This window comes from Halolamina sp. C58, from assembly GCF_051195095.1.
GTDB lineage: Archaea > Halobacteriota > Halobacteria > Halobacteriales > Haloferacaceae > Halolamina.
Genome location: NZ_JBNTJY010000001.1, coordinates 377,635 through 397,531 on the forward strand (window position 1 = coordinate 377,635; position 19,897 = coordinate 397,531).

General features: G+C 70.0%; 20 protein-coding genes. 11 read left to right on the top strand and 9 right to left on the bottom strand.

The window, feature by feature from the left end:
- Positions 1 to 78: 78 nt before the first annotated feature.
- The 5 genes from ACQUSM_RS02075 (at position 79) to ACQUSM_RS02095 (ending at position 3,681) form a co-directional block, all read left to right on the top strand.
- A complete protein-coding gene (locus ACQUSM_RS02075) occupies positions 79 to 993 on the top strand; it encodes a sodium:calcium antiporter (RefSeq protein ID WP_435115228.1) in 915 nt (304 codons plus the stop codon).
- Between the two features lie 82 nt (positions 994 to 1,075).
- The gene (locus ACQUSM_RS02080) at positions 1,076 to 1,408 is read left to right on the top strand and encodes a hypothetical protein (RefSeq protein WP_435115229.1); all 333 of its coding nucleotides are present in this window, start codon (positions 1,076 to 1,078) and stop codon (positions 1,406 to 1,408) included.
- A 63-nt stretch (positions 1,409 to 1,471) separates the two neighbouring features.
- The gene (locus ACQUSM_RS02085; RefSeq protein WP_435115230.1) at positions 1,472 to 2,413 is read left to right on the top strand and encodes an ATP-binding cassette domain-containing protein; all 942 of its coding nucleotides are present in this window, start codon (positions 1,472 to 1,474) and stop codon (positions 2,411 to 2,413) included.
- Positions 2,410 to 3,201, top strand: a complete 792-nt coding sequence (locus ACQUSM_RS02090; RefSeq protein ID WP_435115231.1) for an ABC transporter permease — start codon at positions 2,410 to 2,412, stop codon at positions 3,199 to 3,201. Before ACQUSM_RS02085 ends, ACQUSM_RS02090 begins: the two co-directional genes overlap by 4 nt.
- 123 nt (positions 3,202 to 3,324) lie before the next feature.
- Positions 3,325 to 3,681 (top strand): VOC family protein, encoded by a 357-nt coding sequence (locus ACQUSM_RS02095; protein WP_435115232.1) that lies wholly within the window; start codon positions 3,325 to 3,327, stop codon positions 3,679 to 3,681.
- Here ACQUSM_RS02095 and ACQUSM_RS02100 read toward each other — a convergent pair whose 3' ends face one another.
- Positions 3,682 to 4,431, bottom strand: a complete 750-nt coding sequence (locus ACQUSM_RS02100; protein WP_435115233.1) for a YqjF family protein — start codon at positions 4,429 to 4,431, stop codon at positions 3,682 to 3,684.
- Between the two features lie 135 nt (positions 4,432 to 4,566).
- Between ACQUSM_RS02100 and hpt the strand changes: the two genes are divergently transcribed.
- A complete protein-coding gene (gene hpt, locus ACQUSM_RS02105; protein ID WP_435115235.1) occupies positions 4,567 to 5,130 on the top strand; it encodes a hypoxanthine/guanine phosphoribosyltransferase in 564 nt (187 codons plus the stop codon).
- Positions 5,131 to 5,173: 43 nt separating this feature from the next.
- Positions 5,174 to 5,617, top strand: a complete 444-nt coding sequence (locus ACQUSM_RS02110; protein ID WP_435115236.1) for a hypothetical protein — start codon at positions 5,174 to 5,176, stop codon at positions 5,615 to 5,617.
- A gap of 1 nt (position 5,618) precedes the next feature.
- Here the strand turns inward: ACQUSM_RS02110 and ACQUSM_RS02115 are convergent, their stop codons facing one another.
- The 6 genes from ACQUSM_RS02115 to ACQUSM_RS02140 all read right to left on the bottom strand — a co-directional run bounded on the left by ACQUSM_RS02115 (position 5,619) and on the right by ACQUSM_RS02140 (position 12,411).
- Entirely contained in the window at positions 5,619 to 5,825 is a 207-nt protein-coding gene (locus ACQUSM_RS02115) for a hypothetical protein (RefSeq protein ID WP_435115237.1), read from the bottom strand.
- 31 nt (positions 5,826 to 5,856) lie between these two features.
- Positions 5,857 to 7,992, bottom strand: coding sequence for a prolyl oligopeptidase family serine peptidase (locus tag ACQUSM_RS02120; protein WP_435115238.1), 2,136 nt, complete (start codon positions 7,990 to 7,992; stop codon positions 5,857 to 5,859).
- A 57-nt stretch (positions 7,993 to 8,049) separates the two neighbouring features.
- On the bottom strand, positions 8,050 to 8,985 hold the full coding sequence (locus ACQUSM_RS02125) for a DUF4349 domain-containing protein (protein ID WP_435115239.1): 936 nt from the start codon (positions 8,983 to 8,985) through the stop codon (positions 8,050 to 8,052).
- Positions 8,986 to 9,147: 162 nt separating this feature from the next.
- The gene (locus tag ACQUSM_RS02130) at positions 9,148 to 9,942 is read right to left on the bottom strand and encodes an NAD(P)/FAD-dependent oxidoreductase (RefSeq protein WP_435115240.1); all 795 of its coding nucleotides are present in this window, start codon (positions 9,940 to 9,942) and stop codon (positions 9,148 to 9,150) included.
- Between the two features lie 25 nt (positions 9,943 to 9,967).
- The gene (locus tag ACQUSM_RS02135) at positions 9,968 to 10,258 is read right to left on the bottom strand and encodes a hypothetical protein (protein WP_435115241.1); all 291 of its coding nucleotides are present in this window, start codon (positions 10,256 to 10,258) and stop codon (positions 9,968 to 9,970) included.
- A gap of 197 nt (positions 10,259 to 10,455) precedes the next feature.
- Positions 10,456 to 12,411, bottom strand: coding sequence for an ABC transporter ATP-binding protein (locus ACQUSM_RS02140; RefSeq protein ID WP_435115242.1), 1,956 nt, complete (start codon positions 12,409 to 12,411; stop codon positions 10,456 to 10,458).
- 170 nt (positions 12,412 to 12,581) lie between these two features.
- Here ACQUSM_RS02140 and ACQUSM_RS02145 point away from each other — a divergent pair, with 170 nt between their 5' ends.
- The 3 genes from ACQUSM_RS02145 (at position 12,582) to ACQUSM_RS02155 (ending at position 16,227) form a co-directional block, all read left to right on the top strand.
- Complete coding sequence (locus ACQUSM_RS02145) at positions 12,582 to 13,151, top strand: SRPBCC family protein (protein WP_435115243.1); 570 nt, start codon at positions 12,582 to 12,584, stop codon at positions 13,149 to 13,151.
- Positions 13,152 to 13,190: 39 nt separating this feature from the next.
- Positions 13,191 to 14,525, top strand: coding sequence for a Trk system potassium transporter TrkA (gene trkA / locus ACQUSM_RS02150; RefSeq protein WP_435115244.1), 1,335 nt, complete (start codon positions 13,191 to 13,193; stop codon positions 14,523 to 14,525).
- A 97-nt stretch (positions 14,526 to 14,622) separates the two neighbouring features.
- Complete coding sequence (locus tag ACQUSM_RS02155; RefSeq protein ID WP_435115245.1) at positions 14,623 to 16,227, top strand: TrkH family potassium uptake protein; 1,605 nt, start codon at positions 14,623 to 14,625, stop codon at positions 16,225 to 16,227.
- 6 nt (positions 16,228 to 16,233) lie between these two features.
- Here the strand turns inward: ACQUSM_RS02155 and ACQUSM_RS02160 are convergent, their stop codons facing one another.
- Positions 16,234 to 17,904 carry a DUF1508 domain-containing protein gene (locus ACQUSM_RS02160; RefSeq protein WP_435115246.1) on the bottom strand — a complete coding sequence of 557 codons (1,671 nt, stop codon included), beginning with the start codon at positions 17,902 to 17,904 and terminating at the stop codon, positions 16,234 to 16,236.
- A 403-nt stretch (positions 17,905 to 18,307) separates the two neighbouring features.
- On the opposite strand from ACQUSM_RS02160, the gene ACQUSM_RS02165 reads away from it, so the two are divergent.
- Positions 18,308 to 19,426: a methyltransferase gene (locus ACQUSM_RS02165; RefSeq protein WP_435115247.1), complete on the top strand. Its 1,119-nt coding sequence runs from the start codon at positions 18,308 to 18,310 to the stop codon at positions 19,424 to 19,426.
- Here the strand turns inward: ACQUSM_RS02165 and ACQUSM_RS02170 are convergent.
- Positions 19,423 to 19,824 carry a CBS domain-containing protein gene (locus ACQUSM_RS02170; protein ID WP_435118261.1) on the bottom strand — a complete coding sequence of 134 codons (402 nt, stop codon included), beginning with the start codon at positions 19,822 to 19,824 and terminating at the stop codon, positions 19,423 to 19,425. The two genes, ACQUSM_RS02165 and ACQUSM_RS02170, sit on opposite strands and share 4 nt — an antisense overlap.
- Between the last annotated feature and the right edge of the window lie 73 nt (positions 19,825 to 19,897).

The window sequence follows — 19,897 nt, forward strand, 5'->3', positions numbered from 1 at the left end:
TGAGCGGTTCTCGAACGGTCCGCCCCGCGGACCGCTAACCCCTTCCCCCGCGAGGGCGTCCCCCGACCCGAACGGATCGTGCAGGACACGCTCGCGCTCGTGGTCGGCGTCGCGATGCTCGTCTTCGGGAGCGACCGAACCGTGCAGGGGGCGTCGACGATCGCCCGCGAACGGGGCGTCTCGACGTTCTTCGTCGGCGTCACGCTGGTCGCGATCGGGAGCTCGCTGCCCGAGATCGCGACCGCGATCTACGGCGCCGCCTACGGGCAGGGCTCGCTGGTCGTCGGCCACGTCGTCGGCTCCGCCACCTCCCAGATCACGCTCGGGATCGGCGTCGTGGCGCTTCTGGCGCCCCTCTCCGCGACCCGGGAGGAGGTGGCCACCTACGGCGCCGGGATGGTGGTCGCGATGGGGGTGATGCTGCTGGCGGTCTCCTCGGGGACGGTCACCCGCCTGCAGGGCGTGCTGATGGCGCTGGCGTATCTGGGGTTCGTCGCCGTGCGCTACGCGTACACCGACCACGACGGCGTCGCGTCCCGGCTCTCGGAGTCGGACGCGATCGACCGCCCGCTGCTCTGGGCGGCCGCCGGGATCGTGCTGGTGGTCGCCGGCGGCCACCTGCTCGTGACGGGGGCCCGCGGCGTCGCCGTCTCGGTCGGCGTGCCGACGTACCTGCTCGGGCTGATCACCGGCCTCGGGACGACGACGCCCGAGATCGTCGTGGCCGCGCTGGCGGTCCGGCGCGATCGGGGCGGGATCGCGGTCGGCACGCTGTTCGGGTCGAACATCACCGACCCGCTGTTCTCGCTGGGCGTCGGCGCCGCAGTCGCGCCGCTGGCCGTCGAGAACCTCGACGCGACGCTGCTCTCGGTGGGGTACATGCTCGTCGTCTCCGCGGCGGTCGCGGGCGTGTTCTACCGGCGTGACGAGGTCGGCCGCTGGGTCGGTACCGCCTGTCTACTGCTCTACCTCCCGGCGCCGTTTCTGGGCTGAGCTCCGACTCCAACGCCGCCAGTATCGTCTCTGATAGCCCCCACAAAACATTTATCACCGAGAACTCCGTCGGCACGAGTGAATGACGCTGAGCGATGGGTACGCGGGGGCGACGAGCGATCTGCTGCTCGTCGGCTCGGTCGTGCTGCTCGCGCCCACGTGGATCGGGGGGATCGAGTTCCTCGCCGCCATGGGGCTCGGGGAGCTTCCTGCGGCGGTGGTCGGCGGCGTGTACGCGTGGGGTCGCGGGGCGCTCTCCACGGCGATCCTAATCCGCCGCTGGCGAACCGGTTCGTTGACGCTGACGCAGTCGTGGCTGGCCGAGTCGCTCGAGTCCGTCGCGGTTCGGAGCCCGGTGGCCGACTACCCGACGCCGACGCCGGCCCGGGTCACGCTGTCGACCGGCGCGGTCTGACGCCCCGCCCGTCGCTCCCGAGGAGAACGAACGCTTTTCCTCCCGCCGTCGCCCACCCCGACCATGGACGCGGCAGTCGTCGCTGACGACGTGACCAAACGCTACGGCGACCTCGTCGCCGTCGACGGCGTCTCGCTGTCGGTGCCCGCCGGGACGGTGTTCGGGCTCATCGGCCCGAACGGCGCGGGGAAGACCTCCCTCGTGCGCTGTCTCACCGGCACGACCGAGTACGAGGGCGAGGTGTCGCTGCTCGGCAGCCCGCCCGAGTCCGTCGACCGATCGCGCATCGGCCTCCTCCCGCAGTCGTTCTCCCCGCCCGAGCGCCTCACCGTCCGGGAGCTGCTGGGCTACTACGCCGACCTCTACGACGAGGCTCGCGACGTGTCGTCGGTGATCGCCGAGGTCGGGCTCGACGACTCGGCGGACACGTGGTACGAGGCGCTCTCGGGCGGCCAGCAGCGCCGGGCCTGCGTCGGCATCACGCTCGTCAACGATCCGGACGTGCTCTTTCTCGACGAGCCGACGACCGGAATCGATCCCGCAGGCCGTCGGGACCTCTGGACGCTGATCGAGGAGCTCGCGGCGGCCGGGACGACGGTCGTGCTCACCAGCCACTCGATGGACGAGGTCGAGCGACTTGCCGACCGGGTGGCGATGCTGGCCGACGGCGAGGTCGTGGCCGAGGGCTCCCCGCCGGCGCTGATCGCGGAACACGGCGGCGAGTCCCGGCTCGAGATCCGGACCGAGGCCGACGCCGACCCGCTCGCGGACCGCGGCTTCCGCGTCGAGGCCTCCGCCGGCCGGCTCACGCTCCACGACGTCGACGCCGCGGAGATCGACGACGCGGTCGACGCGCTCGCGGCGGCCGGGATCGAGTACGAGTCGTTCACTTGGACCGAACCGACGTTGGAGGACGTGTACCTCGAACTCACGGGCGAGTCGTTCCGCGAGGGCGGCGTCGCGGAGCCCGCGCAGGCGCCCGGCGACGCGGAGGTGGAGCGATGAGCCGCCTCGGTCGGATCGGCAGCGAGTGCCGCGCGGGTGCGAAGGCGTTCCTCCGCCGGCGGACCGCGGTCTTCTTCACCTTCTTCTTCCCGGTCATCATCGTCCTCATCTTCGGCGTGCTCGTGGGCACACAGCCCACCGGCGGCGGGCTGTTCGCGGAGCCGCCGGGCTACTACCTCCCCGGCTATCTCGCCGTCGTCGTGCTGTTCACGCCGCTGTCGCGGGTGGGCAGCGAGTTCGCGCGCCACCGCGAGGGGAGCCGCTTCGAGAAGCTCGCGACGACGCCGCTGCGGCGCTGGGAGTGGCTGCTCGCGCACACGCTCGTGAACGTGCTGGTGATCGGCGCCGCCTCGCTGCTGATCTTCGGGCTCGTGGTCGCGCTCGTCGACGCCAACATCGCCGTCGGCCCGCATCTGCTGCTCCTGATCCCCTTCGTCGCGCTCGGCGTGGCGCTGTTCTGTGGGCTGGGGGCGATTCTCGGTCGACTGGCGGACTCGCAGGACGGCGTGATCGCCGCGAGCAACTCCGTGGCGCTGCCCCTCCTCTTCCTCTCGGAGACGTTCGTCACCCCGGAGCTGCTGCCGGCGTGGTTCCGACCGATCACGAACCTCTCGCCACTGACGTACTTCGCCCGCGGCGTGCGCTACCTCACCTACGAGCGCGTCTCGGTCCCCGTCGTGGGCGCGACTGATCCGACGACGCTCGCGCTGGCCAACCTCGCCGTGCTCGGGGTGCTGGCTGCGGTGTTCTTCGTCGCCGGCACGTACGCCGTGCCGCGGACCGACTGACGGTCGTCGGCCACGCCGCTTTCCGCGGACCGACTGACGGTCGTCGGTCACGCCGTTTCCACGGACTGATTGTCGTCGCTCGCGTCGCCCGGGATTTATGCGCCGCCCGCGAGCAGCGAGGATATGGCCGCCGAACGACCCGAAGGAACCGGTGGGATCGTCTTCTTCCGGACGCAGAACCGCGAGACGGTCGTCGACTGGTACCGCGAGACCGTCGGCGCCGAGATCTGGCTCGAACAGACGGGCTGTACGATCCTCACGTTCGAGGGGTTCCGGTTCGGTTTCTGTGACGCCGAGGCGACGGAGACCGAGGGAATCCTGACGTTCGTGTACGACGACGCCGCGGCCGTCGACGCGATGCACGACCGCGTGGGCGACGCTGCCGACGAGGAACCACACGAGAACGAACAGTACGACATCTACCAGTTCTTCGCGAGCGACCCCGACGGTCGGACCGCAGAGTTCCAGACGTTCCGCTGATCAGTCGACGCGGCGGATCCGATCGGCCCGCACCGGGACGCCGGGCGAGTAGTGCGCCAGCGGTTCGGTGTCGGGGCGCTCGAACCCGTTGGCCTCGAAGAAGTTCGTCGAGCGGAGGTCCAGATCCGCCTCGTAGAGGTCCCACGGCGGGTGGGCGACGTCGCCGTAGAAGAGATCGCCGCCGTCCCCGCGCTCGCCCACGTCCCCCTCCGCGAGGTAGAACCGGTAGTTCTCGACGAGGAACTGTTCGAGCGTTCCGTCCTCGGGTCGGAACCGATCCCCTTCGGGGCCGTAGGTGGCGTCGAGGTAGGCGTCCGGAACGCCGGCGTGGGCGCGGTGGCTGGATAGATCGACCGTCCGCTCGTGGGGGCCGGTCTCGCCGGGCACGTCGCCGCGCCGATCGATCTCCATGTGTGCGGTGTAGTAGGGGAGCTGGTAGAACTGCCGGGCGATCCCGACGCTCAGCCGGTCGGCGGCGTCGAGGTTGAAGAAGTAGATCCCCTCGCCGCCGTCCGGCCCCGCGACGTACGTCCGGAGGTTCGCCTCGCCGAACGTGAGTCCGAGCGGCGCCGGCACGCCGCGGGGACGGATCTCCTCCATCACGAACGCGATGACCCCCAGCCACGCGCTGCCGTCGTGGGTCCGAGCCGTGAGCCCGGGCGGGAGCCGGTCGTCGACGACCGCGGCGTCGACGGGCCAGTGGGCGAACAGCGCGTCCCGCCAACCCATCGAGAGGTAGTGACGCTCCATACCCGGTGTTCGGCCGCCTCACCCTTCCCGGTGTCGGCCGGGGGGTACGCCGGCCTGTGGCAATCACCGTGCAACTCGCCCCCACCCCCCGCCGCAGACCGCCACGTTTTACCGGCCACCTGCGGAACGGGCGACATGGATCAACTCCGCCGGTCGCTTCTGGAAGCGCCGATCATCGAGAAAGGTGAGTACCAGTACTTCGTCCATCCGATCAGCGACGGCGTTCCGACGCTGGAGCCGGGGCTGCTCCGGGAGATCGTGATCAAGATCTGCCGGAAAGTCGAGCTCGAGGACGTGGACAAGATCGTCACCCCCGCGGCGATGGGGATCCACATCTCCACCGCGCTCTCGCTGATGACCGACGTGCCGATCGTGGTGATCCGCAAGCGCGAATACGGGCTGGAGGGCGAGGTGTCGCTCTCCCAGCAGACCGGCTACTCCGAGTCGGAGATGTACATCAACGACGTGCAGGCCGGCGACTCGGTGCTGGTGATCGACGACGTGCTCTCGACGGGCGGCACGCTCTCGGCGATCTGCGAGGCGCTCGACGGGATCGGCGCCGACGTGACCGACGTGGTGGCGGTGATCAAGAAGGCCGGCGAGAACGAGCTCGACGAGCAGGTCGACTACAAGACGCTCATCAACGTCCGCGTCGAGGACGGCGAGGTCGTGATCGTCGACGAGAACGGCGACGGGTAGCCCGACAGTCACGCTTTAGGGACTGGTCGCCTAGTTGTCGTGTGTGTCGAGATTCCCGGGCCGGGTGGACCGCTGGCTGACCGTCGAGCGGCCGGTGACCTACTGGTCGTTCTGGGCGGCGCTCCTGCGGCTCGTGCCGTTTCTGGCGCTCCTCTTCGTGCTCGTGCTGCTCGCCACGAGCCCCACCTTCGCGCTCCGTTCGTTCGCGCCGCTGCCGTTCGTGTTCGTGGCCGCGACGTTCGGCTACGCCGTCCGCGCGTTCGACGGCGTCGGCGCCCTGATCTCCGCGCTTTCGGCCGTGGTGTACGGGTTCCTCCTCGCGCTCCACGGGGTCGGCGCGACGCTGCTTCGCCAGCCGACGCCGCTGCTCTCGGTGCTGGCGGTGCTGACGTTCGTCGCTCTGCTCGCCGGTTTCGGCTCGCCGACGCTCCACGGTCAGCGCGGCGACGCCGAGCTCGAATCGGCACGCCAGCGCTGGAACGAGTGAGTCAGGCCTGGTCGTGCGTGTGGTGGTAGAAGTCGACCCGTGCCTCGCGCCGCCCGTCGGCGTCGACGGTCACCGGTTCGAAACAGACCCGGGCGTACCGCTCGGTCTCCTGAAGCGACACCATCAGCCCCCCGGCGTGCCGGGAGACCGAATCGTACGCCGCGTCACAGACCGGACAGGTGTCGGGAACGTCGTCGGGGAGTTCCACGCCGGCGAGTGGGTGCGCCGACTACTTCGCTCTACTCCTCCGTGGGTTCGCGATCGTGTGGATCGTCGGCGCCGGAGTCGCTGACTGCGGGATCGTGTCGTCGGTACCACGCGGTGATCTCCTCCAATCGGTGGATCGCGCGGTCGGGGTCGCCGATGTTGTGGTGTTCGTCCTCGTAGACGACCAGCCGACAGTCCGCGCCGGCCTGTTTGGCCGCGACGTACAGCTGTTCGGACTGGGACGGCGGGCAGCGCCAGTCCTGCCCGCCGGCGGCGACGAGCAGCGGCGTCTCCACGTTCCCGATATCCGTGATCGCCGAGGAGGCGTCGATCGCCTCGGGGTTCTCCCACGGGTAGCCGTACTCGTTCTCCATCCAGATGTGGGAGTCGTCCGTCCCGTACGCCGAGCGCAGGTCGTAGATGCCGTGTTCCGGCGCCGCGGCGGTGAGCAGGTCGGGGTACTGTGTGACGAGGAACCCCTGTGCGATCCCGCCGTAGGAGAAGCCGTAGCCGAACACGCGGTCGGGGTCGGTCCAGCCCCGGTCGACCAGCGACTCGATCCCCGCGGCGATGTCACTGGCCTCGACGGTGCCCCACTGGCCGTGGAGCGTCTCGCAGAACTTCCGGCCGAACGAGGAGCCGCCGCGGTAGTTCGGGCGGAAGACGAGGTAGCCGCGGGAGGTGAGCGCCGCGTGGGCGAAGCTGAACACGGGTTCGTCGTAGGACACCGGCCCGCCGTGGATCGCACACACCGTCGGCGCCGGGTCCGACTCGCCGGGCTCGTACTCCGGCGGGTGGTAGAGCACGCCCGAGATCTCCCAGCCGTCGTTCTCGAACGTCACGCGACGGACTTCGGGCATCTCGTGCTCGTCGGTGAGGCCGGCGTTCACTTCGGCCAGCCGCGTGAGCGAGTCGGGCTCCGCCTCGGCAGCCAGCTCGTCGACGGGCAGCGCGTAGGGGTCGTGCCCCTCGCTGGGGTGGGAGAGCCCCATCGCCGCGGTCCCGCCACCGATCGCGAGCCCCGTCACGGCGCGGTCGTCGCCCTGCGCCTCGAACGTGCGTTCCCAGTCGGCGTCGGACGCGTCACACCGCAGCACCCGCGTCCGGGCTTCGTCGCCGACCAGCGTGTAGAAACGCTCGTCGTCCACCCACTCGAACGAGGCACCGCGGGCGAGCGTGCGGTCGAGATCGCCCGTGACCGAGACGTGCTCCTCGCCGTTCCACACGCGGGCTTCGGTCGGGATACACCAGTTCTCGTCGTCGCCCGCGGCGAACGCGAGCCGCTCCCCGTCGGGCGACCACGTCGGGCTGTTGCAGTTCAGGCCACCGTCGGTGATCGCCGTCGCATCGCCCCCGTCCGGGGGGACGGTGAACACGTCGGTTTCGAGGGTACTGTCGGGATCGTCGCGCCGGTAGGAGACGAACGCGATCTCGCCATCTGCGCCCCAGTCGGGTTGGAGCCCACTCAGCCCCTCGAACGCGCCGCGGCCGTAGGCGTCCTCGAGCTTCCGTGCGGAGTCGGCGTCCGCGGCCTCGTCGCCGAGTACGGCGCCTTCGCCGACGACGAACAGGTAGCTGGTGACCGTGTCGAGGTAGCCGGCGCCGTCGAGCTTATGCTGGACGCGCTCGGTCTCGACGGGGCCGCCGTCACGGCGTTCGTCGAGGTAGGCCGACTCGGCGTCGGTCGGATCGCGAGCGGTGACGACGACGCGCTCGCCGTCTGGCGCCCAGTCGAACTCGCGGACACCCTCCGCGAAGTCGGTGACCTGGCTGGCGTCGCCGCCGAGCGCGAGATCGAACACCCAGACTTGGGACTTCGGCTCCTCCTCTCCGTTCCCGCCCGCGCCGTTCGGCTCAGTCTCCTCCTCGTCTTCGTCGTCTGTCTCCTCCCGACCGACCCGGAGATCGCTGTCCTCGTCGCGGGCTGCGAGGAAGCCGAGGCGGTCGCCGTCGGGCGACCACTGCGGCGATCCCGCGCCGGAGACGCGAGTCAGCCGGTGCGGGTCGCGGCTGCCGTCGGTGGGAACGACGAACAGCGACGATACTGGCTCGTCGGCGTCGGGGTCGGACTCGTTGGTGGTGAACGCGGCGCGGTCGCCGTCGGGGGAGACGGCGATCTCGCCGATCTGCGTGAGGTCGTAGTACGCGTCGAGCGGGAGTTCGCTCATCACCCGCGAGGTTCCCCGGCACCGCGAAAAGCGTTCGGCAAGCGGAAGCGCGGACGGCTACTCGTCGGCGCCGCCCGGCGGTTCGTCGCCTCCGTCGGCGGGCGGCTCCCCGCCGCCACGTATCGACCTGTCACCGACGACGTAGCGCTTGAACACCAGCCCGAGGCCGAGCAGCGGCACGCCGAACGCGATCAGGTACGGCAGGGCGTACGCCAGTCCGACCACTGCGGCCCGCAGCGCGACGAGCGCGCCGTCGACGGACTCGAGGAACGCGGCGACCACGCCGGTGTCGTACCAGTGCTCCTCGTTCACCGGGTCGTCGGGGCGCTCCTCGCGGAGTTCGACGGTCACCGTGGCGTAGGCCACGCGGTTCTCCAGTGTCTCGAGGCGGGCCTCGATCGACTCGATCTCGCCCTGTACCTCGGAGAGTTCGCGCTGGACTGCCAGCACGTCCTCGGTGTCGTTGGCTTCCTCGTACAGCTCGCGGAGCCGGTCACGCTCCGCGCGGAGGTTGGACAGCCGGGCTTCGAGGTCGGCGTGCTGCCCGGTTACGTCCTGCACGTTCTCCTCCTCACGGACGACCGTTCCCTCCGCTCGCACGTCCTCGAGGAACGCGGAGTAGTTCTCCGCGGGAACGCGGTAGGTGAACCGTCCGTCACGGTAGGTCGCCTCGTCCCACTCGTTGGTGGTGATCTGAGAGTTTCCGACGTAGCCGCCGTGCGCTTGGACTGCGGCGGAGAGGTTCGACCGGCTGGGCTCGAACTCGTCGACGCGGACGGCGAGTCGAGCGGTGTAGATCCGCATCCGGTCGCTCGTGCTCGATCCCCCGTCGTCGGCCTCCGCGGGCGTCCCCGTTGCCTGTTCGTACTCGGGTTCGTCGCCGCTCAGCGCCGCCTGCGTGGCGCTGTCGCCGGCGTTCCCCCCGCCCGTACAGCCCGCGAGCACGAGCAGGAGCGCGACTCCGACGGCGACGAGCGGTCGTTTGCTTCGCATACCCGTCTCTCTCGGGGGAACTCGCTAAAGGGTTGGCTAGCCACAAAGAGCCGTTTGAGTCACCATCGCCGGCTCGCGCGTCTCGTTCGGGCGCGACAGGATCACGGCATCAGCTCCGTGGCCGTGGCACGGATCTCCCCGGCAGGTCGCACCTGACCGGCGTTACTTTCCGTCGAGGCGCCCCTTCTCGTCGTCGACGAGGCTCGGGTGTGTCCGCTGGCGCTGCTCGTGCTCCTCGGCGAAGTACTCCCGCATCGCCGCGCGGGATTCGGCCCGCCGGGCCGCCCGCTCGGTTTCGTCGATCTCCTCACAGCCGGGTGGTACCTCGCGACCGCGGTCGGTGAAGTACCCCTCCGGCGTGACCCAGTCGTGGTAGAACGGCGTGTCGGAGTCGTGGACCAGCGTGATCGCCGTCCGAGCGCCGTCGCCGGCCGCGACGACGGCCTGGTGGTAGCGTTCGGCGAGGCGGCCCGCGGCGTAGAGACCGTCGACGCTGGTCCGCCCGTCCTCGTCGTCCTCGAGGAACTGCTTACTGCCCGCCGAGCGGATCTCGGGGTCGACGGGATCGAGGTAGTCGGTGTTCGACCACGAGGCGGCGATCACCCTGTCGGCACGAACGTCGTCACCGTCCTCGGCGGTCGCGACGAACCCGTCACCGTCCTCGGCGTGCCGGAGCTCGCTGACTCGTCCGGCCACCAGATCGACGCCGTTTCTGGTCACCTGTGCGTGGAGCATGTCCGCGAACAGTCGGGGGTTGACCCCCGCGGGGAACCCCGGGAAGTTCTCCAAGTGGGCGTTCCGGCGCAGGATCGACTCGCCGCCGTCGTACACCAGCGTGTCGAGCCCCGCGCGGGCGGTGAACAGCGCGGCGGTCAGGCCGGCGATCCCGCCGCCGACGATCAGCACTTCGCGGCGCTGTGACTCCTCCTCGTTCGCGGTCTCGGTCGAATCGGACATGCCCGCCCAGAGCCCCCGCGGGCGGTTAGGAACTTCGGAGTTCGGGGAGGCCGTTCCGCCCGATCCAGAGCACGACGTTCGCGCCGACCAGCGCGTGGACGAGGTAGCCGTCGCTCAGGATGCCCATACAGACCACCGCTCCGGCGACCAACACCGGGAACGCGGAGAGACTCCCGTCGCGGTCGTGGGTGATGGCTGCCCACACCACCGCCCCCGCCGCGACGCCGCCCAGCAGCGCGTTTTCGAGGAGGAGAACGCTCGGTAGGAACACTCCCACCGCGACGGCCGCCGTCAGCCACTTCGTCGTCGTTTCCACTATCGGGTGTTTCTCGGTCGCGGAGGAAAGGATTCCTACTCTCCACCGCGGTAGCGAACAGGCGGTGCTTCCCTCCCCGGAGCGACACACCGCGCACCCGCTCCCCGCTCCGGGGCTGCAGTCAGATCACGGCGCGGGTGCTCGCCCGATCGTACTTGAAAAACGGGTCGACCGGATCAGCCGTCCGTCGCCGCCCCTCAGTCGTCGTCCGCGTCGACGTCCTCCTCCAGCATGTCCGTCCGCTCGGCGGCGCGCTCCCGGGCGCGCTGGACGAACTCCTCCGGCAGGTCGTCGATCTCGCCGGCCTGCACGCCCCAGAGCTTGGCGTAGAGGCCGTCGGCCTCGAGCAGTTCCTCGTGGTCGCCGCGCTCGACGATCTCTCCGTCCTCCAGCACGAGGATCGTGTCGGCGTCCCGCACCGTCGAGAGCCGGTGGGCGATCTCGAAGGTGGTGCAGTCCTCGCTCAGCTTGTCGAGGCTGCGCTGGATCAGCATCTCCGTCTCCGTGTCGACCGCGCTGGTGGCCTCGTCGAGCACGAGCACGTCGGGGTCCTGCAGCATCGTCCGCGCGATCGAGAGCCGCTGTTGCTGCCCGCCCGAGAGCTTCACGCCCCGCTCGCCGATCCGGGTATCGTACCCCTCCGGCAGCGACTCGATGAACGCGTGGGCCTCCGCTGCTTTCGCGGCTTCGACGATTTCCTCGCGGTCGGCGTCGAACCGCCCGTACCGAATGTTCTCCGCGACGGTGCCGTCGAACAGGAACGTCGACTGGGAGACGTAGCCGACGTGGCTCCGCAGCGTTTCGAGCGAGAGCTCGCGGAGGTCGTGGCCGTCGATGCGCACCTCGCCGTCGACGGGGTCGTACAGCCGCAGCAGCAGCTTGAGCAGCGTCGACTTCCCGGCGCCGGTCGGGCCGACCAGCGCCACGTCCTCGCCGGGTTCGGCCTCGAAGTCGACGTTCTCGAGCACCATCTCCTCGGGCTCGTCCTGCTCCACGTCGGCGTAGCCGAAGCTCACGTCGTCGTACTCGACGCGCCCCTCGACCTCGTCGAGGTCGACCGGATCGTCGGTCTCGGTGATCTGGGAGGGGATGTCCATCAGTCCGAAGATGCGCTCCGAGGACGCCTTCGCGTTCTCGTACTGGTCGATGATGTTCGACACCTGTGCCAGCGGCGTGACGATGCGCTGGGTCATCAGCACGAACACCACCAGATCCCCGCCGGTGAGCTCCCCGCTGAAAAAGAGCGGCGGCCCCTGGAACACCCAGAGCCCGCCGACGATGAACGTCACCGCGAAGGAGAGCCCCGCCAGCAGCTCCATCCCGGGCCGGTAGATGTAGCTCAGCCGCAGCACGGCCATCGTATCCCGGAAGTAGCGCCACGACGCGTTCTCGACGCGGTCGCTCTCGTAGGACTCGGTGCCGCTGGTCTTGACCAGTTCGACGCCGGCGAGCGCGTTCTCCAGTCGGGTGTTGAGGTTTCCGACGCTCGCCCGGCGGTCGACGTACCGGGGCTCGACGGCGCGCATGAACCACATCGTGAGCGCGACGATCGCGGGGACGACCACGAGCGTCACCAGCGCGAGCTGCCAGTTCAGCGAGAACAGGATCGCCGCGATCCCGACGATCATCACCGTCAGCCGGATCGAGTTCTGCAGCCCGTTGTCGAGGAAGTTCTCGAGGTTGTTGGCGTCGTTGTTCAGCACGGACATGACCTCCCCCGTCTGCTTGTCGTCGAAGAACGTCATGTCCAGCCGCTGCATCGTCTCGAAGCTGTCCGTCCGGACCGCGTGCATCACGCGGTGGGCGTAGTTGTTGGCAGCGATCCCGTACAGCGTGGTGAACACTGCGGTCACGACGAACGACCCCAGTATCAGCCGCACCGAGAACCAGAACTGCGCGGTGTCGGTCGACGGGATCCACGACGCCGGGAAGAACGGGATCGTGAACGCGCTGGTGTCTTGGAACACGCTGTCCAGCGCCGCGCCGAGGACCACGGGTGGCAGCAGGCTCGCCGACCGGGCGACGATGTTGCCCATCATCCCCAGGATCAGCCACCGTATCCGGCCCGTGCTGTACTCCGTGAAAAGCCGGTAGAGCGGCCGTTCGACGCGTTCCCGGTACACGTCGAACACGCTCCCCTCCTCCGCACTCATTACGAAGCGAAACCCCGCGCCCCCGGAAGAACCCATCGAAGCCGGGCGGTAGCACCGGCAGAGACTGCCGGAAACGACTGGCACAGGTGGGTAACGTCGCGGATCCGCGCCGCCGCGGGTGGCGTTCCACGACCACCGGAGCTATACCCCTCCCGGCGCGTGGGTCGGGTATGGAGCGGCTCGCCGTCGAGACAGTCGTCTATCGCCCCGTCGGGGAGGTGTACGAGTTCCTCGAGGCGTTCCCGGGGTACGCGAACTACTCCGAGCATCTCGACCGCGTCGACGAGCTCGACCCCGGGCCGGGCGAGCGTGCACGCTACGCGCTGCGGTTCTCGTGGTGGAAACTGGAGTACACCGCACGCTCGGCGGTGACCGAGACCGTCGAGAACGAGCGCATCGAGTGGGAGCTACTGGGCGATTTCGACGCCAGCGGGCGCTGGCTCGTCGCCGAGCGACCCCTCCCCGACGACGCCCCGGACTGGGCGGAGACGGCGACGGCGGTCCGATTCGAGGTGGGGTACGCCCCCGAGACCGCCCACAGCGGCCTCGTCGACCTGCCCTCGCTGGTGTCGCTCGATTGGGTCGTCGAGAAGGTGATGCCGAAGATCGAGTCCGAGGCTCGGACCGTCGTCGAACGGGCGGTCGCCGACCTGGAGGGGCGGCGACGATCGGTCGATCTGACGGTCGAGACCGGCGACGACGCCGTAGAGACGGGGTTCTCGTCCGAAGAGAAAGCGTGATACGCTGGGCCCCTGTGGCCTTCGACAAGTGACCTACCCGTGCGTGTAATCATCGTCGGCGCCGGTCAGGTCGGTGAGAGCATCGCCGCCGACCTGAGCGACGCTCACGACGTCGTGATCGTGGAACGGGACCCCGACCGCGTCGAGGAGCTCAACTACAGCCTCGACGTGCTCGCGATCGAGGGCGACGGCACCAGCCTCTCCGCGCTCGAGGAGGCCGACGTGGCCGACGCGGACATGGTGATCGCCTCTACCGACGACGACGAGACCAACATCGTCGTCTCCTCGTCGGTGAAGGCCGTCTCCGAGGCGTTCACCATCGCCCGGGTGAAGAACACCGAGTACCTCCGGACGTGGCAGCGCTCCCAGACGGCGTTCGGCGTCGACTTCATGGTCTGTACGTATCTGCTGGCCGCGGAGTCGATCGTGCGGGTCGTGGGCCTGCCCGCCGCCCGCGACGCGGACACGTTCGCCGACGGGCGCGTCGAGATGGCGGAGTTCGACGTCGACGCGGCGTCGCCGCTCGCGGGGCAGTCGGTCGCGGAGGCGGACACGTACGACTCGCTGACGTTCGCGGCGATCGTCAGAGAGGAAGAGCTGTTGATCCCGACCGGGACGACGGACATCCGTGCCGACGACCGGCTCGTGGTGATCGGCACGCCCCGGAGTGTCCGGCGGTTCGCGGGCGATGTCGCACCCGAGGAGGCCGCTCTCTCCGGCGAGGTGGTGATCGTCGGCGGCAGCGAGATCGGCTACCACGTCGCCCGGCTGCTCTCCGAGCGCGGCGTCTCCGCGCGCCTGCTCGAACAGGACGCCGACCGGGCCCGCTGGCTGGCCGAGGAGCTCCCGGACACGATGGTGATGGAGACGGACGCGACCGATATCGAGTTCCTCGAACGCGAACACGTCGGCGACGCCGAGGTGATCGTCTCCGCGCTCGACTCCGACGAGAAGAACCTCCTCACGTCGCTGCTCGCCGAACGCGTCGGCACCGAACGCAGCGTCGCCGTGATCGACCAGTCCGAGTACGTCGAGCTGTTCGAGGCGGTCGGGGTCGACGTGGGGATCAACCCCCGCGAGGTGGTCGCCGAGGAGATCACGCGGTTCACCCGCGCCGGCGGCGCCGAGAACGTCGCGCTGGTCGAGAACGGGCTGGCGGAAGTGCTGGAAGTCGAGGTCGGCGCGGATAGCCCGCTGGTGGGCGAGCCGATCCGCGAGTCGGTTCACTCGCTGCCCGCGGACGTGGTGATCGGCGCCATCACCCGCGGCGGGGAGTACGTCGTCCCCCGTGGCGGGACCGAACTCGAAGCCGGCGACCACGTCGTGCTGTTCGTCGAGACCGAGCACGCCGACGAGGTCTCCGCGGCGCTGTAGGCGTCTCCGCGGCGCCGTCGCGCCGGCACGCACCGCGTTCGCGGGCGCGACCCGAAACAGTAGCTTGAAGCGCCGAACGCGTTTTGCCTCGACAACCGTGTCGATACGCGTCGATTACCGCGCCAGCCTGAGCCTCGTCGGGACGGTGCTGAAGTATCTCTCCGTCCCGCTGCTGCTCCCGGTCGTCGTCGCGCTGCTGTACGGCGAGACGCTCGCCCCCTTCCTCCCGACCATCGCCGTCACGCTCGCGGTCGGCTGGGGGCTCGAACGACTCGCCCCCGAGCCGGATATCGGGAACCGCGAGGGGTTCCTGATGGTGGCGACGACGTGGCTCGCGGTCGCGCTCGTGGGGACGATCCCGTACCTGATCGAGGCCCACGGCATCCCGCTGCTCGTGGAGCCGATCCACCCCGGATCGACGCTCGGCAACCCCGTGAACGCGCTGTTCGAGTCGATGTCGGGGTTCACCACCACGGGCGCGACCGTGCTGGGGAGCATCAACGTCACCGACCACACCCGCGGGGTGATGATCTGGCGCCAGCTCACCCAGTGGCTCGGCGGGATGGGGATCGTCGTGCTCGCGGTCGCGATCCTGCCCGAGCTCTCCGTCGGCGGCGCCCAGCTGATGGACGCCGAGGCGCCGGGGCCGGGGATCGAGAAGCTCACGCCGAAGATCGCCGAGACCGCGCGGGTGCTCTGGGGCGCCTATCTCGCGATCACGGTGGTCGAGATCCTGCTTTTGTACGGGCTCGACCTCGCCGGGATGGCCGGCCCAAACATGAACGCGTACAACGCCGTCGCCCACGGACTGACGACGATGCCCACCGGCGGGTTCTCGCCGCAGGCCCGCAGCATCGAGGCGTTCTCGGCGGCGGTCCAGTGGGTGATCATCCCCTTCATGGTGATCGCGGGCACCAACTTCGCGCTGATCTGGCAGGCGGTCGCCGGCTCCCCCCGCGAGCTGTTCGAGGACACCGAGTTCCGCGGCTACCTCGGCGTGATGGCGGTGCTGACGGCGATCTTCACGGGCCTGCTGTTCACCGGCGGCTTCACGTCCGGCGTCCCGGAGGGTGCGACGTTCGACGCCGCCTACCTTCAGGAGTACGCGGCGACGCTCTCGGGCAGCCTCGAACCGTCGATCCGCCACGCGCTGTTCCAGACCGTCTCGATCGTCACCACGACCGGCTACGCGAGCATGGACTTCGACGTGTGGGGTGCGCCGGCGCAGTACGTCCTGCTGTTCGCGATGTTCGTCGGCGGCTCCGCGGGCTCGACCGGCGGGGGGATCAAGATCGTCCGCTGGATCGTCGTCGCGAAGGTGCTCCGCCGCGAACTGTTCACGACCGCCCACCCTGAGGCAGTCCGTCCCGTCCGACTGGGCGGGAACACGCTCGACGACCGCGCGGTCCGGGGGATCATGGCGTTCACGCTGCTGTATCTCGCGATCTTCTTCCTCGGGGCGGTGGTCCTGTTCCTCGACGCCGCCCGCGCGGGCATCGACTTCACGGTGCTCGAAGTGATCTCGGGGACGGCCTCGACGCTCGGCAACGTCGGGCCGGCGTTCTACCGCCTCGGCCCGATGGGCGGCTACCTCCGGTTCCCCGACAGCTCGAAGCTATTCATGGTGGGGCTGATGTGGGCCGGCCGACTGGAGATCATCCCCCTGCTGGTCTGTCTGGTGCCGGAGTACTGGCGACGCTGAGGGGCGTTACTCCCCGTCGCCGTCCTCGCTCTCGGCGTCGGCGCCCTCTTCGCTTCCGTCGTCCGCTTCTGCCGCCACCTCGTCGAGATCCTCGACCGCCGAGCCCGGCGCGTTCAGCTTGAACCGATCGACCGCGTCCTCGGCTTTGGACTTCTCGGCGTACCCCTCGCTGCCGGTCGCGACGATCTGGCCGTTGCGGTGGCGGAGCCGCCAGCGGAACTCCCCGCCGTTGTCCTCGTACACTTCGAACGCCGCGCGGCCGATGTCCAGCACGTCGGCTTCGGGGGCGTACTGCCGGACGCGCTCGACGGCGTCCTCGACGCTCGACTGCCGGCTGTACCCCTCGCCGCTGTCGGCGACGACCTGCCCGTTGCCCGATTTGAGCCGCCAGCGGTGCTCGCCGGCGCTGTCCTCGTACGTCTCGAACGTCAGCTCGTCGAGCCCCTCGCGGACGCGGTCGACCGCGCGGCGGGCGTCGCGGCGGCGCGTGTACCCCTCGCCCCCGTCGGCGAGCACGTTCCCGTTGCGGTGGACGAGCCGCCAGCGCCACTCGCCGGCGCCGTCGCGGTAGATCTCGAACCCGGTCGGGTCGAGCCGGAGGTACTCCGCGGGGCCGGCGTACTCCTGAACGCGCTCGATCGCCTCACGGGCGCCCGACCGTCGGCTGTACCCCTCGCCGCCGTCGCCGACGATGTTCCCGTTGTCGTGGCGGAGCCGCCAGCGGAACTCCCCGCTTTTGTCCTCGTACAGTTCGAACGTCGTCTGACTCTCGACGACCTCGGGCGGTTCGAACGTCTCGCCCGGCTCGGCGAGTTCGTCTTCGGACTCGACGCGCAGCAGCGTCGCCCCGAGCGCGTTGCGCCGAACGCTCTCCAGCCCCTTCTGTGCGTTGTGGCGCCGGCTGTACCCCTCGCCGCTGGTCGCGACGATGTTCCCGTTGCGGTGGCGGAGCCGCCAGCGCCACTCCCCGCCTCCGTCCTCGTACAGCTCGAACCGCGCCTGACTCTGCCGGAGCGACCAGAGCCGCGCGGCGAGGTCCGCCTCGTCGGACTCGGCGTCGGCGAGCTCCTCCGACATCGCCGTGACCGCCCGCCCCAGCGACGCCGCGGCGTCGTTCGACGCCGCCAGTTCGCTCCGGAGCGCTGCGACCCGTGCGGCGAGATCCGCCTCGTCGGCCGCGGTGTCCTCGAGCACGTCGTCGAGTTCGGCGAGCTCTCGCCGGAGGTCGCCCGCGCCGTCAGCTCGGCCGGAGAGCAGCGGCACGAGCACGCCGCCCCCGCCGACGAGCAGCAATCCGAGCCCGTACAGTCCGATCACGACCGTGTTCCCGTTCCGGACGGACCACCCGCCCGGGAACACCGCGACGAAGTAGGCGACGCCGATCGCCGCGACGGTGGCGCCGACGGCGACCAGCGTCGTCGCCCGGGGTTCGAGCGGGAGCCGGATCACCGGCCCCACCAGCAGGAGGATCAGTCCGACGCTGATCCCGACCAGCGAGAGCTGTCTGAGGCCACCCTGGGGCTCGCTCGCGAGGAAGAGAAACACCCCCGCCACCGCGAGCACGAGTCCGACAACGAACAGCCAGTACCCCCGGACCTCGTCGTCGGTCGTCGGGTCGCCGATCCGCCGTCGATACACCGCCTGCAGCGTTCCGTCGTTGGTTCGGTCAGTTGACATCGTCGGCTCCCCTGTTTCTTCCATGAGTGCTTATAGGTATGCGAGCGGAACGTCGACAGCGTCAAGTGTGGGGCGCTGGCAGCACCGTTCGCGTGAAGAAGGGCTCTCGGTCGGTCCCGTCGCGGTAACCCCGTCGGGCCGGTCGGCCTGCCGACTGTGGACGCCCGTCGCCCGCCCCGCGGGACCGGGGCGGACGGTCGTCGCGCTTTCGGTACCCGGTGCCACGCCCCCGCCGTGAGCACCTGCTTTCTCTCGCCGGTCGGCGTGGCTTGTCCCGCCCGTACACCGACGAGTCCGACGTTTCCCGAATGCACGCACACCCGACGCCACGACAGCACCGCACGCCGACCGACGCTCCGTCCGAATACTCGCCCGGGACCGCTGGGCGGCCGGGAGGGGATCGATGACCGGGCCCCTCGAACTGGCCGCCGGCGTCCCGGACGGCCCCGACAGCTACCGGTTCCACACCGCCGACGGCGTCGCCTCACCCGGCTCCTTCCGGACCGCCGAACTGCTGCTGCTCCGCTCACTCCACGGCGCCGCCCCCGGCGACCACCTCTCAGTCCAGTCGAACTACGGCGTCGTGGGGGTGGGAATCGCGGCCTCGGCGGCGTCCGTCCGGATGACTGAGGCCAGCGCACGCCGGGCGAGGCTCTGCCGACGGAACGCTGCCGAAAACGGCGCCGACGTTCACACGGCGATCGTCGCCGACATCGGCCGGCTGCTCCGGCGCTACGACACGGCGTCGTACGCGCCGGAGAGCCACACCCCGATCGCCGTCGGCAAACAGCGGATCGCCGACGCGCTGGCGACGCTCCGGCCGGGCGGCCGGCTGTTCGTCGCCGCCGCCGACGGCGCGGGCGGGTCGCGCTACGCGGACTGCCTCCGCGAACTGACCGGCGACTGTCGAACCGTCGCCTCGGCCGACGGCTGCGTCGTCTCCGTCGCCGAGCGACCGCGGGAGTTCGAGCCGCCGCGGTACGTGGGCCCGACGCGGTTCACGGCGCGCGCCGACGGCGTCGCGCTCCCGCTGGTCACGCTGCCGGGGATGTTCGCCGCCGGCCGTCTCGATCACGGAACGCGGCTGCTGGCGGCCGCGGCGACGGTCGACGACGGCGACCGCGTCCTCGACCTCTGCTGTGGCGCCGGCCCGCTTGGCATCTCCGCGGCACGGACGGCCGACTGCTCGGTCACGCTGACCGACGACAGCCGGATCGCGACGCGTGCCGCGACCTGTAGCCTCCGGGCCGCAGGCGTCGACGGCCGCGTCGTCACCGCCGACGGCGTCGCAGGGGTCGCCGGCGAGCGGTTCGACCGCGTGCTCTGTAACCCCCCGACCCACGCCGGCGACGGCGTGCTCTCGTCGCTCCTCGGCGACGCGTCCCGCGTTCTCGCGGGGGACGGGGTGCTCCTCGTGGTCCACCACCGCGATCTCGACCTCCGGCCGCACCTCCGTGGCTACCGCTCGGTGAGCGAGCGGGCGACCGGCGAGGAACACGTCGTCGTCGCGGCGCGGCGTTAGGGGCTCGGCGTCTGCACCGTCGAGAGGTACGCGGTGAGGTCGGAGGTGGTGATCATCCCGATCAGGCCTTCCGTCTCGTCGACGACGGGCATGTGGTGGAACCCGGCTTCGACCATCCGATCGGCCACCTCGCGGATCGAGTCGCCGGCCCGCGCGGTCTGTACGTCCCGGGTCATGTACTCCGCCACGGGCGTCTGGTCCTTGGGCTGCTGGCCGGCGACGATGGCGACGAAGTCCGTCCGCGTCAGGATCCCCTCCAGCTCCCCGCTCTCGTCGACGACGACGACCGAGCCGATGGCGTTCTCGAGCATCAGATCGGCGGCCGTCTCGACCAGCGTGTCCGGGGTAACGGTCGTCACGTCGCTGCTCATCAGACGCCCCACGAACAGATCGTCGATATCGTCCATGTCAATACACAGCACGACACGGCGGATAACCCTTCCCCTCTCGGGCGATCGACCCCCGGGCGTC